This is a genomic window from Bacteroides sp. 11BF (assembly GCF_019633765.1).
GTDB lineage: Bacteria > Bacteroidota > Bacteroidia > Bacteroidales > Bacteroidaceae > Bacteroides > Bacteroides hominis.
The window spans coordinates 1-15,692 of the sequence record NZ_JAFKPJ010000025.1 but is presented as its reverse complement, the minus strand read 5'-3'; the positions used below and the strand labels follow the sequence as shown (position 1 = coordinate 15,692).

Genomic DNA, 15,692 nt, shown 5'->3' with positions numbered 1-15,692 from the left:
CCGGTTTATAATTTATTAGAGGAACACTAAAGATTAATCAGAATATCTTATGCGTAGATTTATTACACTATTCTTCTTGATTTTTACCTTATCCGGTGTAGCTGTAGCTCAGCAAATGTCCGATGATCAGGTCGTACAGTATGTAAAAGATGCTCAAAAGATGGGTAAAACTCAGAAGCAGATTACAACAGAGTTGATGAGAAGAGGCGTTACGAAGGAACAGGTCGAGCGTATTCAGGAAAAATATGAAAATGGAAATGGTAGTACAAGTACACAGAGTAACCAGAATACAACAAGGTCTCGTACACGTACTCAGCAAAATGATGAAAGTGACTATTCGAATCGTTCTCAGAAAAACCTGAAGGATCAGAAAAATCAGAAAAATCAAAAGAATCAGAAAAATATAAAAGGTCTCCGTCAATCGGCTAACCAGAAAAATAAACGGGGTATGGGCGATGATAATCAGGAAATGACTGATGAGGACATGATGTATGAAGAGGATTGGTCTGATGAATATATGATGAAACCGGAAGAGGATCCGACACAACAGATTTTTGGACATAATATCTTCACTAACGAGAATCTTACATTTGAGCCTAATGTAAATATTGCTACTCCTGTAAACTATCGCTTGGGTCCTGGAGACGAGGTGATTATAGATGTTTGGGGAGCTTCTCAGACAACAATAAGACAGACTATTTCGCCAGAGGGCAGTATTTTAGTTGATAATCTCGGTCCTATTTATTTAAGCGGGATGACTGTTCGTGAAGCTAATAACACGGTACGTCGTGAATTTTCAAAAATCTATGCCGGCATTTCAGGTCCGAACCCTAACACCTCTGTTGATTTAACATTGGGGAATATACGTACTATCCAAATCAGTATTATGGGAGAAGTGGCTATACCGGGCACTTATGCGCTCTCGGCATTCTCTTCTGTATTCCATGCTTTGTATCGCGCTGGTGGCGTTAATAAGATCGGTAGTCTGCGTAGTATCAAAGTCGTGCGTAACGGTAAGAAAATAGCCGATTTGGATGTTTACGATTTTATAATGAAAGGTAAATTGAATGACGATGTCCGCTTGCAAGACGGTGATGTGGTTATTGTTGATCCTTATGAATCCTTAGTACAAATTACTGGCAAGGTAAAAAGACCAATGTTTTATGAAATGAAACCTTCCGAGACGATGGCTACTATTTTGAAATACTCAGGAGGATTTACTGGAGATGCTTATAAGAAAGCTATACGCCTGATTCGTAAAACGGGTCGTGAACATCAAGTATATAATGTGGACGAAATGGACTATTCAGTATTTAAACTGGATGATGGAGACGTTTTAGCTGTTGATTCGGTATTAGAACGTTTTGAGAATCGTGTAGAAGTCCGTGGAGCTGTTTATCGTGCCGGTATGTATCAAATTGATGGTACTGTAAATACTGTAAAACAGCTAATAAAGAAAGCTGAAGGAGTAAGAGGAGATGCTTTTTTGAATCGTGCCATTATCGATCGTGAAAACGACGACCTTACTCATGAAATGATTCAAATTGATCTGAAGGGATTGTTGAATGGCACAGTTGCTGATATTCCTCTTCAGAAGAATGATATACTTTATATTCCAAGTATTGAAGATTTGAAAGAGGAAGCGACACTTACTATTCATGGCGAGGTTGCCAATCCGGGTACTTACTTATACTCGTCGAATATGTCGGTTGAGGATCTTGTTTTGCAGGCCGGTGGATTATTAGAAGCTGCTTCAACAGCTCGTGTTGATGTGTCCCGTCGAATTAAAAATTCAAAAAGTACAGAATTGAGCAATGTGGTTGGTAAGACTTTCTCTTTTGAGTTGAAAGATGGTTTCCTTGTTGGAGGCGATCAGGATTTCCATTTGGAACCTTTTGATGAGGTGTATATTCGTCGTAGTCCTGCTTATCATCAACAACAAAATGTTACGGTTGGCGGTGAAGTCTTATTTGGTGGCCGCTATGCGTTATCGAAAAAGAATGAACGCCTCAGTGACTTGATTGCCAAGGCCGGTGGGATTACCCAAGATGCTTATGTAAAAGGTGCGCGTTTGATTCGTAAAATGACTGAAGAGGAATTACGGCGCAAGGAAGATGCACTCCGCATGGCTAATAAAGGTGGGGCTGATTCTATCTCTGTCAAGACACTGGATGTTTCTGATACTTATTCTGTGGGTATAGAATTGGAAAAGGCTTTGGCTAATCCCGGATCGGACTTTGATATGGTGTTGCGTGAAGGTGATATTCTGTTCGTACCGGAATATGTAAGTACAGTAAAAATCAATGGTGCTGTAATGTATCCTAATACAGTCTTGTATAAGAAGGGTGAAAGTTTGAAGTACTATATTAATCAGGCTGGTGGTTTTGCAAGTCTTGCGAAAAAGAAAAGAGCTTTTGTTGTCTATATGAATGGTACCGTTTCTCGTCTGCGTACAGGTAATTCCAAGGCAATAGAACCGGGATGTGAGATTATTGTGCCAAGTAAGGATCCGAAGAAGAGAATGTCGGCAGCCGAAATTATAGGAATGGGTACTTCTGCGGCTTCATTAGCTACTATGATTGCAACTATGGTTAACCTCTTTAAGTAATGATTATGACTGAAGATAAGAATATAAATAAAACGACTCCACAACCTGAAGAACAAGAGATCGATTTGATAGAGTTGGCTCAGAAAGTTTGGGCTGGTCGAAAATTGGTATTTAAAGTTTGTGGGATTGCCCTGTTGGTAGGCCTTGTGGTAGCTTTTAGTATTCCCAAAGAATATTCTACTAGTGTGACGCTGGCGCCTGAGACTGGCAGTAAGTCATCTACAGGAGGTATGGGAGCATTAGCTGCTATGGCTGGTATCAATATTGGCAGTTCAAGTGGAGAAGATGCTCTTTCTCCCGAATTATATCCGGATATTGTTAACTCTACACCATTCTTGTTGGAAATGTTTGATGTAAAAGTGACTGACCAGAAAGGTAAAATTAATACGACTCTATATGAGTACTTGGATAAACATCAGCGATCTCCATGGTGGGGGGCGATTGCATCAGCTCCTTTTAAGGCATTAGGTTGGGTGGTTTCTTTGTTTAAAGATACACCGGAAGAACTTGGAGACGCAAAAATAGATCCTTTCTGTCTGACTCCGGATCAGGCCGGGATTGCAGATGCTTTGAGTCATCGTATATCTGTTTCAGTAGACAAGAAAACAGGAGTGACTACCCTTTCTGTGACCATGCAGGACCCATTAATATCTGCGGCTTTAACAGATACAGTAATGCGTTGTTTGCAAAATTATATAACTGATTATCGCACAAACAAAGCACGCCATGATTTGGCCTTTACGGAGAAGCTATTTGATGAAGCTCAAGGAAATTATTATGAAGCTCAGCAGAAATATGCTCACTTTCTGGATGGTAACCAGAATATCATTATGCAGAGTTTTCGTTCAGAGCAAGAACGTTTGCAAAATGAGGTGAATTTGGCTTATGGCGTATTCACTCAGATAGCGCAACAACTGCAAATGGCGAAAGCTAAAGTACAGGAAATTACTCCTGTTTATACTGTAGTACAACCTGCAACAGTTCCTTTGAGACCAGCTAAACCTAATAAAATCATGATTTTAATTGGTTTTGTATTTTTAGCGGGTGTTGGTAGTATAGGATGGATTCTCTTTGTTAAAGATTTATTGAACGGATGGAAGAAACAGCCAGAAAAATAAAAGAAAATGCTTCTTGCTGGTATGCTGTATATACGGCATCAAGAGCAGAGAAGAAAGTGAAGGAACAACTGGATAAGATAGGTATTGATAACTACCTGCCTCTTCAGCCAGTGATTCGTATGTGGAACAATCGTAAGAAAAAGATTTTTATTCCTGTTGTTCCGGGATGTCTATTTGTATATATCTCTTCTGAAGAGATTGCACAAGTAACCAGTATTCATGGAGTAACTTTTTTGCTGAAGGAAAAGGGACAATACGTTTCTATACCTGAGGTGCAGATGGAAACTTTCAGAGCGATGATAGAACGTTCCCATGAATTGGTTGAGTTCGCGCCTACAGATTTTGTTCCAGGAGCTACTGTACAGGTGATTCGTGGACAGTTGCAGGGATTAGTGGCTGAATTAGTTGAATGTCAGGGAAACAATAAGTTGTTACTTCGGATTGAAGGGTTGGGATGTGCTTTGGCTACAGTATCTGTAGATTGTGTAGTATCAAAAGAAAAACAATGAAACTGATTACCGAAGAACTTCTTGATAGAGTAACTGATCAGGCTAAGGAGAATTCACGTCTTCGAATGAATTATAATTTCCATGAATCCATGGAAGCTGCTATTCATAGGATGTTGAATGCTTTAGAGCCTGGAACTTATTTACCCCCTCATCGCCATAAAAACCCAGATAAGGAAGAAGTTTACTTGGTTTTACGAGGGAGTTTATTGGCTATTTTATTTGATGATGAGGGTAATGTAATGGAAAAGGTCAATCTGAATCCGACTCAAGGTCGTTATGGAATTGAAATTCCTCCTTGCGTATGGCATACTATTATTGTCTTGGAATCAGGAACGGTTATTTATGAAATTAAGCAGGGGCCTTTTGCACCTCTTACTCAGGAGAATCTGGCATCTTGGGCACCTCCAGTTGCTGACAAGGAGGCTGCCCGATTATTTATGGAGCGAATGCTTGAGTTTTAACACTCAAACATTCTGCTTCTTGCAAGCATGCAAGCTCCTACGATACCTGCCCTGTCTTTAAGTTTTGATGTTACGATTGCTGAGTCTTTGTTTACTAAATTAAGTGAATATTTGCGGACTGCGGTTTTTATAGGTTGGGTGATATAGTCACCTGTAAGTGAAATTGTTCCACCGATAATGACGAGTTCTGGATTGAAGAGATTGATAAGTCCGGCAATTTGTTTTCCTAGTTTCTGCCCAATTTCTTCCACTATCTCAATACACAAAAGGTCTTCTTTGTTTACAGAAGCAATGATTTCGTCCAGTGTTATAGGATTATTGACATCTCCTATACGGCTGGATAAAATAGAGTTTTCTCCGTTTTGTATACGTTCTAACAAGATACGGTGTAGTGCGGAACCAGAAGCTTCGGTCTCAAGACAGCCTTTTTTGCCACAATGACAAATGATTTCATTATCAAAAGTGCTGGTATGGCCAAACTCTCCGGAAAATCCTGATTTGCCCGTATAAATTTTGCCATCGATAATAATTCCAACACCTAATCCCCAACTGATATTTACGAAAATAATATCTTTTTCACCGTTTACGCATCCCTTTAGATATTCTCCATAGGTCATGGCGCGTGTATCATTGTCTATAGTGACCTTATATCCTAATTTTTCAGCCAAGACTTCTGATAATGGACGTTCCTCAAAGTTAAACTGGCTGAAACTATATCCGGACTCCGGGTTGACACGACCTGAAACGTTTACATTGATATTCAGTATTTTCTCCTTGGCTATTGTCAGTTTCTTTATGAAATTTGAAATGAGTTTACATAATTCATTCAATCCCTCTATTGAATTCTCAAATTTATAAGGGATATTCATTTTAAGTTCCATCATGTCGCCCTTGAAGTTTATCAAACCGATATTAATAGCAAATCTTTTAATATCAACTCCTATGAAATAACCGGATTCCGGGTTTAGTCCATATAAATTAGGATGGCGCCCTCCACTTGTTTCTAATTTACCGTAGTCGTTAATATAGCCTTCCTCACACATTTCACTAATAAATTTTGTAACTGTGGGGACGCTAAGATCCAACTCTTTAGACAGGTCAGTAATTGTTGAACTGCCATTATATATATAATGTGTAATAATTTTCTTTTTGAGAAGAGCGCTTTTGGTTCCTAGTTCTATTTCTTTTAAAAGATGTTGTTTCATATAGATTAATTATTTTGGTAATATCTACAAAGATAGTTAATTTGTTTATTAATTCAGGGTTTTCAGGGTGAAAAGATGTTTCTCTATTGTTTTTAATTGATAATAATAGTGAATGAATTTTATTAAGCGGATATTTGAATCTTCTTTTTATTAATAAAATATTTTATTATATGTTGATTGTTTAATAAATATGCGTATATTTGTACCGATATGCTAAGGATATTACGAGTGTATTATGAAAAACTAGTTCCTAATCCATATTAAAATTCTATATCATTAATATAAAAACGAAATTATCATGGAAAAGATTATTGGATTGATCAATGCTCCTTTTACTCCGTTTTATGAAAATGGAGAAGTAAATTATGAACCCATTGAAGCATATGCTAAGATGTTAGTAAAGAACGGTCTGCAAGGTGTATTCATTAATGGATCTTCTGGTGAAGGATATATGTTAACCGATGAAGAACGTATGAAACTCGCCGAACGTTGGGTAGAAGTTTCACCGGAAGGATTTAAGGTAATTGTACATGTAGGTAGTTGCTGTGTAAAGTCAAGTCGTAAGCTTGCCGAACATGCTCAGAAAATCGGTGCATGGGGAATTGGCGCTATGGCTCCTCCTTTTCCGAAAGTGGGTCGTGTCGAAGAACTCGTGAAATACTGTGAAGAAATAGCCTGTGGTGCTCCAAATCTTCCATTCTATTATTATCATATTCCTGCATTTAATGGAGCATTCTTATCAATGGTTTCATTTCTGGAGGCAGTAGATGGACGTATTCCGAATTTTGCAGGAATTAAATATACTTTTGAGAGTATGTATGAATACAATCAGTGCCGCTTGTATAAAGGAGGTAAATTTGATATGCTGCATGGGCAAGATGAAACCATTCTTCCATGTCTGGCTATGGGTGGTGCTCAAGGCGGCATTGGAGGAACTACCAATTATAATGGTGTAAATCTGGTTGGTATTATAGAAGCATGGAAAGCCGGAGATCTTGATAAAGCGCGTGAATTACAGAATTTCTCTCAGGAAGTTATTAATGTAATCTGTCATTTCCGAGGAAATATTGTAGGTGGAAAGCGGATTATGAAATTGATAGGATTGGATTTAGGTAAGAATCGTACTCCTTTCCAGAATATGACAGATGATGAAGAAGTACGTATGAAAGCTGAGTTAGAGGCTATTCATTTCTTCGATCGTTGCAATAAGTTTTAAGATAAACTAATACTGCAATTGCTATGAATACTACAGAATATCTACAGACATGGTCTGACTCTTATAAAAATGACATGATAAGCAATATCATGCCCTTTTGGATGAAATATGGTTGGGATCGCAAAAACGGAGGTGTTTATACCTGCGTAGACCGAGATGGTCAGCTGATGGATACAACTAAATCTGTTTGGTTCCAAGGGAGATTTGCTTTTACATGTTCATATGCATATAATCACATTGAACATAATTCAGAATGGCTGGAAGCTGCGAAAAGTACTCTTGATTTTATTGAAGCACATTGTTTCGATACAGATGGGCGTATGTTTTTTGAAGTGACTGAAACGGGTTTGCCTATTCGTAAACGTCGCTATGTTTTCTCTGAAACATTTGCTGCCATTGCGATGTCGGAATATGCTATCGCATCGGGCGATCATAATTACGCTGTTAAAGCCTTGAAACTGTTCAATGATATTCGGCGCTTTCTTTCTACTCCTGGAATTCTGGAACCGAAATATTGTGAACGCGTACAGATGAAAGGACACTCTATTATTATGATTCTTATTAATGTAGCTTCACGTATTCGTGCTGCTATTAATGATCCGGTTCTTGATCAACAAATAGAGGAATCCATAGCCATTTTGCGTAAAGACTTCATGCATCCGGAGTTTAAAGCTTTGCTTGAAACAGTAGGTCCCAATGGAGAATTTATTGATACAAATGCTACTCGTACCATTAATCCTGGGCATTGTATCGAGACTTCGTGGTTTATTCTTGAAGAAGCTAAGAGTCGTAATTGGGATAAAGAGATGGTTGATACAGCGCTTACGATTCTTGATTGGTCCTGGGAATGGGGTTGGGATAAGGAATTTGGAGGTATTATAAACTTCCGTGACTGTCGAAACCTGCCTTCGCAAGATTACGCACATGATATGAAGTTCTGGTGGCCACAGACAGAAGCCATTATTGCAACATTATATGCATATCAAGCTACTAAAGATGAAAAATATTTGGCTATGCATAAACAAATCAGTGATTGGACTTATGCCCATTTCCCTGATCCGGAATTTGGTGAATGGTACGGTTATCTTCATCGTGACGGAACAATTTCTCAGCCTGCAAAAGGAAATTTGTTTAAGGGACCATTCCACATCCCTAGAATGATGACGAAAGGCTATGCACTTTGTCAGGAATTGCTGTCAGAAAAATAATCTCTTATTTATATCATGAAAAACTCAAAAATTTATCCTTGGATAGTGGTTGCCCTCCTATGGGGGGTAGCCCTACTCAATTATATGGACCGACAAATGCTTAGCACGATGAAAGATGCTATGCAAGTAGATATTGTAGAACTTCAGTCGGCAACTAATTTTGGCCGTTTAATGGCCGTTTTCCTTTGGATTTATGGTCTTATGAGCCCAATTTCTGGTATGATTGCCGATAGGCTGAATCGTAAATGGTTGATTGTTGGCAGTCTTTTTGTTTGGTCTTTTGTGACCTATTTAATGGGAGTTGCAGAAACATTTAATCAAGTCTTTTGGTTACGTGCATTGATGGGAGTGAGCGAAGCTCTTTATATTCCGGCCGGCCTTTCTTTAATTGCTGATTATCATGGTGAAAAATCACGTTCTTTGGCGGTTGGTATTCACATGACCGGACTTTATACCGGACAGGCTATTGGTGGCTTTGGCGCTACGGTTGCGGCTGCTTTCTCTTGGCATACTACTTTTCATTGGTTTGGTATTATTGGTATTGCATATGCCTTTGTTCTGGTATTATTTTTAAGAGATAAAAAAGAGCATGTTAAAGTAGAACGTCCGGAACCTTCATCCAAGAATGGCGAGAAAGCAGGTTTGTTTAAAGGCTTATCATTACTATTCAGTAATATAGCTTTCTGGGTTATATTGCTTTATTTTGCGGCTCCTAGTTTGCCGGGATGGGCTACTAAAAATTGGCTTCCAACTTTGTTTGCTGAAAACCTTGATATTCCAATGTCACAGGCAGGACCTATGTCGACTATAACAATTGCACTATCTTCATTTATTGGTGTAATTTTAGGTGGTACTCTTTCTGATAAATGGGTACAAAAAAATATTCGTGGACGTGTATATACCGGTGCAATTGGTTTGGGATTGACGATTCCCTCTTTGTTATTATTGGGATTTGGGCATAGTTTTGTTGCTGTTGTTGGGGCTGGGTTGTTATTCGGTATCGGCTATGGTATTTTTGATGCTAATAATATGCCTATTCTTTGTCAGTTCGTTTCTTCTAAATATCGTGCAACAGCATATGGCATCATGAATATGACAGGAGTATTTGCAGGAGCATTTATCACAGATTTGCTGGGTAAGTGGACCGATGGTGGAAATTTAGGTTTAGGTTTTGCCATGTTGGCTATCATTGTATTTATAGCACTGGCAGTACAACTCTACTTCCTGCGTCCGAAAACAGATAATATGGAATAAAAATAAAAGGAAATGATTGTATCTAATTTACAGAACAGCCAAAGGGTAGAAGGACTTCACCCACTGTTTAAAACTCTGTTTGATTACGTAAAAACACATGATTTACTTCATGCTGAATTAGGACGAATTGAGATAGATGGTGATAACTTATTTATTAATAATGTGAATCCTGAGTGTGTTACACGCGATAAACAAGTTTTGGAGTTACATCGCGATTACATTGATGTACATATTTTGTTGGAAGGAACAGAGACTATAGGCTGGAAAGCTATTGAAGATCTAAAGAGTGAAATGAAACCTTATGCGGCAGAAGGGGATTGTGCTCTTTACTCTGATGTACCTACTACATTCGTTGATTTGCTCCCGGGACAATTCATGATTGTATATCCGGAGGATCCCCATGCTCCCCTTATCGGACAAGGTAAGATTCGTAAACTTATAGCAAAAGTTAAATTGTAGTTTGTTAAACGCATAATAAAAAAACGTCTAGATTGTTAATATTAATAATCCAGGCGTTTTTTATTATAGAGCTGTTATGTAAATTTCTATCATCATTGATTTGATAGATGTTTATTTTTTCTATGCAAATGGGAGAGGAGAGAGTTTCTTATTATAAGATTCTCTCTCCTCTAATTTATATATTGCTTATAATCAGTGTTATTATGTTTTATATAAGGTAAATGTCTTTTTTAGAGAGAATTACTATTATGATACTGTCTTTTAATAGACTAAATATATGCATTATGTATTTGTATCTAATTTATAAATGTGATTATAAATGGTTGATTAATAGTAATATAATGTTTCTCCCTATTTAATGCTTTGAGAGTAATAATGTGCTGGGGTTCCGATAGAACTTAGTAAACAGTTTTAAAAACACATATAAACATCTTTATTATTAACTCAAAAAGCAATACTTATGAAGAAAACCATCTTCTTGATTTTGTGCTTGTTATGTTCCATCGGAGCCATGGCGCAAAAGAAATCAATCACAGGTGTGGTTACGGATGCTACCGGTGAAACAGTCATCGGAGCAAGTGTTGTCGAGGTCGGTACCACCAATGGTGTTATAACCGACATTAGCGGCAAGTTTACGTTAATGGTCGATCCCAATGGAAAGATCAAAGTATCTTATGTTGGTTATCAGCCTCAAGTAATTGACATAAAAGGCAAAAATTCTTTTAATATTAAGTTGAAAGAAGACTCTGAAATGCTGGATGAAGTGGTAGTCACAGGATATTCCGGAACACAGCTTCGTTCTAAAGTAACTAACTCCATCTCTAAAGTAAAAGAGGAAGCTTTGACAACAGGTTTGTTCTCTAATCCAGCTCAGGCTTTATCTGGAGCGGTGTCAGGACTGAAAGTTATTCAAAGTTCCGGTAATCCAGGAGCAGCACCAACTATTATTCTCCGTGGAGGAACTAATCTGGATGGTACAGGTTCTCCCTTGGTAATTGTAGACGGCCAGCTTCGTGACGGACTAAATGACATTAATCCTGAGGACATTGAGTCCATGGATGTACTTAAGGATGCCGGTGCGACTGCACTTTATGGTGCGCGTGCCAGTAATGGTGTAATACTTGTAACAACTAAAAAGGGTAAACAAGGTTTTCGTGAGATAAACTTTAAAGCTAAAGTTGGTCTGAATTACGCATATACTCCTTATGACTTTCTTAATGGTGGAGAATATATCAAAGCGTTAAGACAAGCTGTTTATGATGCAGGTAATTTATTTGTTGATAAAGCCGGTAATACAAAGGGATACGGTGTTTATGCGAATGGTGCTCTTGACGGTGCACAGCCTTATGGTACAGGTAATGTATATGGTAAATCAGCATATAGTACAATGTATTTAAATGATGAAAACTCGTGGTTGCTTCAAAAGGGATGGAAGACGGTAGTTGATCCTATTACTGGAAAAGATATTATTTATAAAGATACCAATCTGGATAAATATAATCTAAACAATCCGGCATTATCACAAGATTATAACATAAATATGTCTGGTGGGAATGATCGTGGAAGTTATTATGCAGGTATCGGATATAATCGTCAGGAAGGTATACCTATTAATACATTTTATGAACGTTACTCATTTGTGACAAATGCAAGTTATAAAATAGCAGATTGGCTAACAAGTACATCATCGTTAAACTATAACCGCGCTAATTGGGAAAGTATGCCTGGTTCCAATGGATCAGAGGCAAATTATTTTGGTCGTATTCGTTCGTTACCTTCTACTGTGATTTTTGAGGACGAAGAAGGAAATATGGTGTTAGGTCCAGGTACGGCAGATGGAAATCAGTCTTACCAACCGGATAAATGGTGGCAAGATTTACAGTCTGATAAATTCACAATGATACAGTCGTTTAAGATTGATTTGTTGAAAAACTTATCGGTTAATTTGAATGCAAATTGGTATTACTCAGAAGATTTACAGGAAAAATTTACAAAAGACTACGAAAAGAATCCTGGGAATTATGATAGAACCCGTTCAAGTTCAATGCAGTATACCCGTGATTTTAGACAGACCTACAATGCGGTATTAAACTATAAACAGACATTCTTTAAAGACCATAATGTCGAATTGATGCTTGGAACAGAATACTATGATAAGTATTATCGTCAATTTAAAGCTTCAGGACAAGGTGCGGCAACAGATGATTTGCCAGACCTTGGTTTAACTGATCCAGGAGCAAACAAACGTTCTATTGATTCAGAACATAAAAAATTGAGAATCTTATCTTTCTTCGGACGTCTGAATTATGATTATAAATCAAAATATCTGTTATCGGCAGTATTCCGTCGTGACGGTTATTCCTCTTTATTAGGCGATAATCGTTGGGGATTTTTCCCAGGTGTATCTGCCGGATGGATTTTCGGTCGTGAAGATTTCATCAAAAATACTATTCCGGTAATGTCATTTGGTAAGTTGCGTATGAGTTATGGTATTAATGGTAATGCATCAGGGATTGGTGAATACGATTTGCAAGGAGCTTATGGACCTACCACTAACTATAATGGAAATTTGGCATATCTTATCAGTAAACTTCCGAATCCGAGTTTAAGATGGGAAAAGACTGCTACCTTTGAAGCTGGTATTGATATGAGCTTCTTCGATAATCGTTTGACTACTAATTTTACATTCTATAATCGTTTGACATCCGACAAATATGCTAGTTTGAGTTTTCCTACTTCAACGGGATTCTCTTCTGTGACTAATAACAATGGTGAACTGCGTAACCGCGGTCTTGAAATTGAATTGTCCGGTAAGATTTTTGAGAATAAAGATTGGTCATGGTCTGCATCTGGTAATATTTCATATAATAAAAATACAATTGTTTCATTACCAGATAATGGACTTGAAAGAAATCGGCAAGATGCTTATGAGATTTATTCTGGTAAAGGTAACGAAAAAATGTGGGTAGATGGTTATCAGGAAGGTCGTGAACCCAACATGCTTTATCTTTATAAAGCAGATGGTATTTACAAATCATATAATGAAATTCCTGGTAATCTGATTGTAAAACATATGGGGTCAGTAACTTACTATGGTCCAGAAGCTTGGAATAAACTTAGTGCGGAGGAACAAGATGCTAAAAAGAATTTTCCGATCCAGCCTGGTGATGTAAAATGGCATGATGTAAATGGCGATGGCACCATCGATCAATTCGATCAAGTAAAAGTAGGAAATATGAATCCGCATTGGATGGGTGGTTTCAATACAACTCTTTCATGGAAAGGACTGAAACTATATGCTCGTTTCGACTTTGCACTTGATTTCTGGGTGTATGAAAACTCAGATCAGAGTAAGACACCATGGTATATGGGATGTATGCAAGGTTCGTATAATGTACCTACTTTATACTATGATACATGGTCAGAATCAACCCCAGATGCTAAATACCCTCGTTTCTTATATGCAGATCAATTGGGTAAGAATAACTACAATACTCCATCAACCTTGTTTGCTTACAAAGGGAACTATTTAGCTGTACGTGAACTGTCACTGAGTTATGCTCTTCCTCAGAAGTGGGCGAGTGCTGCCAAAATGCAACGTGCTGAAGTGTCCATAACTGGACAGAACCTGGGATATATTACAGGAGCAAAGAATGTTTCATCACCAGAAACTGGAGCTAACGGAAAAGTAGGTTCAGGATATGCATTGCCTCGTACGGTGTTATTTGGTGTGAATCTGACTTTCTAAATTTACAAACCTTTAAAAGAATGATTATATGAACATCTTTAAAATAATGATACGATTAGGAGTTTTGGCAGTTACTGTCTGCTTGTACAGTGCTTGTGATTCACTCGATTTGGCACCTATTGACTCTTATGGTACAGGAAACTATTGGAAAAGACCAGAACATGTGCAGGCCTATATGGATGGATTGCATAAAAATCTCCGTGATAAGATTTTTCAGCATCAATATACTTTTGGAGAATCAAGAGGCGGCACAAGTATCGTGGGAACTGCTGTAGACGGTACTTCTCTATCATATGGTGAATTGGTCACTCAACAATTAACTCCACAAAGTTCGGGAGTAAGCAAATTTGGAGAACTTTACGGAATGATAGCTAATGTGAATATCTTCTTACAAAACACAAAGGATGCAACTTATATGACCGAAGACGAAAAAAGTTACTACCTAGGTCAGGCTTATGGTTTGCGTGCTTATTATTACTTTGATTTATACAGGATATATGGAACTGCCCCTTTGCGTTTGGATCCTAATCCGGTCGTTAATGGGAACTTTAATCCGGAAGAGTTGTATGCAGGACGTGCAAGTGGATCCACTCTGATGGGACAGATAAAATCAGACTTGACTGAGTCACTGAAGTGTTTTGGTGATAATAACTCTTTTGATCCTTACAACAGAGGTAATAAAAAGGCTTATTGGTCCAAAGCAGCTACAGAATATCTGGCAGCAGAAGTTTATCTGTGGAATGCAAAGGTATCAATTGATGATAACAAAGCAAATGAAACTGATTTGCAAATAGCAAAAACATATCTTAATAATTTGATGAGTAATTATAACTTAACGTTACAACCATCTTATAGTAGTGTTTTTGATGTAACTAATAAAGGTAATTCTGAAATTATTATGGCTGTTAGATATGCCGAAGGGGAAGCTAGTAATAGCTATACTACCTACATATATAATTTTCAAACAGGAAACTTTAAGACTGTAGGTTATAATGATGAAAACGGAAAACTTATGGGAGATACTTTGAAAGTTGGTACAACCGGGCAACAGCGCATTGAATACAAATCACAGTTCTTCCTTGCGTATGATAAAATCGATACTCGTCGGGATGCTTCGTTCTTAAGTGCTTATCACAAAGAAACGAATAAACTACAAGGCACCATATTTAAAAAGATTATGGGACATTTCAATCAAACAACCAATCAATATGTATGGGATGCTGATGCTGTATTGTATCGTTTGGCAGGTGTATATCTGATGATGGCTGAGGTTGAAAATATGCAAGGAGGAGATGTTGCTAAATACATTAATTTTGTTCGTGAACGTGCCTATGGCAAGGCTTGGGATAAGGCTAAATATGGTTATGAGAATGCCGATTTCACAACTAATGAATTAGCGATTCTTCACGAAAAAGATAAAGAAATGCTTGGTGAAGGACAGCGCTGGTGGGATGTATTACGTATGACCCTAACTAAAGGCGGAAAGCCACTGGTGTTCTGTACAGAAGGAAGCGTAGACGGCACTCCTATTTTGAATGAGGCTACTGAAGCATATAAAGTACTTTGGCCTATTGAAACTGAAATGCTAAATAAAGATCCCAAGTTGGAGCAAACTCCAGGGTATGTTAAATAGAAATTATTCGATATACTGGAGAAAGATTTTCTCAGATATTTAAAAGTGGCATGGGACTTATTTCTGTATTACCAGGGATAAGTCCCATTATTGTAAAAATGAAGGTTTGTTTTTTATTTTATATTTATCTTCCAATAGCAAACTAATTATTCTTTCTGGAAATTGTATCCAATAATTAATAATAAAAGTCATACGTGCTTGGAGCCGTTCATGCCAATGGACTAAAGGTAACAGGGAGTGGAAATCAAAAGAAAAGCATTATGTCAGTGGAGA

The 15,692-nt window shown here is 37.7% G+C and carries 11 protein-coding genes; 10 read left to right on the top strand and 1 reads right to left on the bottom strand.

Annotated elements, in window-relative coordinates:
- The first annotated feature begins 49 nt into the window (after window positions 1-49).
- From JZY04_RS19120 to JZY04_RS19105, 4 genes are read left to right on the top strand one after another with little or no spacing between them, the layout of a single operon-like run.
- Complete coding sequence (locus JZY04_RS19120; protein ID WP_122142363.1) at window positions 50-2,608, top strand: SLBB domain-containing protein; 2,559 nt, start codon at window positions 50-52, stop codon at window positions 2,606-2,608.
- A gap of 5 nt (window positions 2,609-2,613) precedes the next feature.
- Window positions 2,614-3,726 carry a Wzz/FepE/Etk N-terminal domain-containing protein gene (locus JZY04_RS19115; RefSeq protein WP_122142458.1) on the top strand — a complete coding sequence of 371 codons (1,113 nt, stop codon included), beginning with the start codon at window positions 2,614-2,616 and terminating at the stop codon, window positions 3,724-3,726.
- Window positions 3,702-4,235 (top strand): UpxY family transcription antiterminator, encoded by a 534-nt coding sequence (locus JZY04_RS19110; protein WP_122142362.1) that lies wholly within the window; start codon window positions 3,702-3,704, stop codon window positions 4,233-4,235. The genes JZY04_RS19115 and JZY04_RS19110 overlap by 25 nt, the downstream gene beginning before the upstream one ends.
- Window positions 4,232-4,696, top strand: coding sequence for a WbuC family cupin fold metalloprotein (locus tag JZY04_RS19105; protein WP_181996345.1), 465 nt, complete (start codon window positions 4,232-4,234; stop codon window positions 4,694-4,696). The genes JZY04_RS19110 and JZY04_RS19105 overlap by 4 nt, the downstream gene beginning before the upstream one ends.
- On the opposite strand, the gene JZY04_RS19100 is transcribed toward JZY04_RS19105, so the two are convergent.
- Window positions 4,693-5,901: an ROK family transcriptional regulator gene (locus JZY04_RS19100; protein ID WP_005776492.1), complete on the bottom strand. Its 1,209-nt coding sequence runs from the start codon at window positions 5,899-5,901 to the stop codon at window positions 4,693-4,695. The genes JZY04_RS19105 and JZY04_RS19100 overlap by 4 nt on opposite strands.
- Before the next feature lie 298 nt (window positions 5,902-6,199).
- On the opposite strand from JZY04_RS19100, the gene JZY04_RS19095 reads away from it, so the two are divergent.
- From JZY04_RS19095 to JZY04_RS19070, 6 genes are all read left to right on the top strand, one after another.
- Window positions 6,200-7,117, top strand: coding sequence for a dihydrodipicolinate synthase family protein (locus JZY04_RS19095; protein ID WP_122142360.1), 918 nt, complete (start codon window positions 6,200-6,202; stop codon window positions 7,115-7,117).
- Between the two features lie 23 nt (window positions 7,118-7,140).
- On the top strand, window positions 7,141-8,325 hold the full coding sequence (locus JZY04_RS19090) for an AGE family epimerase/isomerase (RefSeq protein WP_005776495.1): 1,185 nt from the start codon (window positions 7,141-7,143) through the stop codon (window positions 8,323-8,325).
- Between the two features lie 15 nt (window positions 8,326-8,340).
- On the top strand, window positions 8,341-9,579 hold the full coding sequence (locus tag JZY04_RS19085) for an MFS transporter (RefSeq protein ID WP_005776496.1): 1,239 nt from the start codon (window positions 8,341-8,343) through the stop codon (window positions 9,577-9,579).
- A 12-nt stretch (window positions 9,580-9,591) separates the two neighbouring features.
- On the top strand, window positions 9,592-10,038 hold the full coding sequence (locus JZY04_RS19080) for a YhcH/YjgK/YiaL family protein (RefSeq protein ID WP_005776497.1): 447 nt from the start codon (window positions 9,592-9,594) through the stop codon (window positions 10,036-10,038).
- 460 nt (window positions 10,039-10,498) lie between these two features.
- Window positions 10,499-13,786 (top strand): TonB-dependent receptor, encoded by a 3,288-nt coding sequence (locus JZY04_RS19075; protein ID WP_220577444.1) that lies wholly within the window; start codon window positions 10,499-10,501, stop codon window positions 13,784-13,786.
- A 28-nt stretch (window positions 13,787-13,814) separates the two neighbouring features.
- Window positions 13,815-15,419, top strand: coding sequence for a RagB/SusD family nutrient uptake outer membrane protein (locus tag JZY04_RS19070; protein WP_122141846.1), 1,605 nt, complete (start codon window positions 13,815-13,817; stop codon window positions 15,417-15,419).
- Window positions 15,420-15,692: the final 273 nt, after the last annotated feature.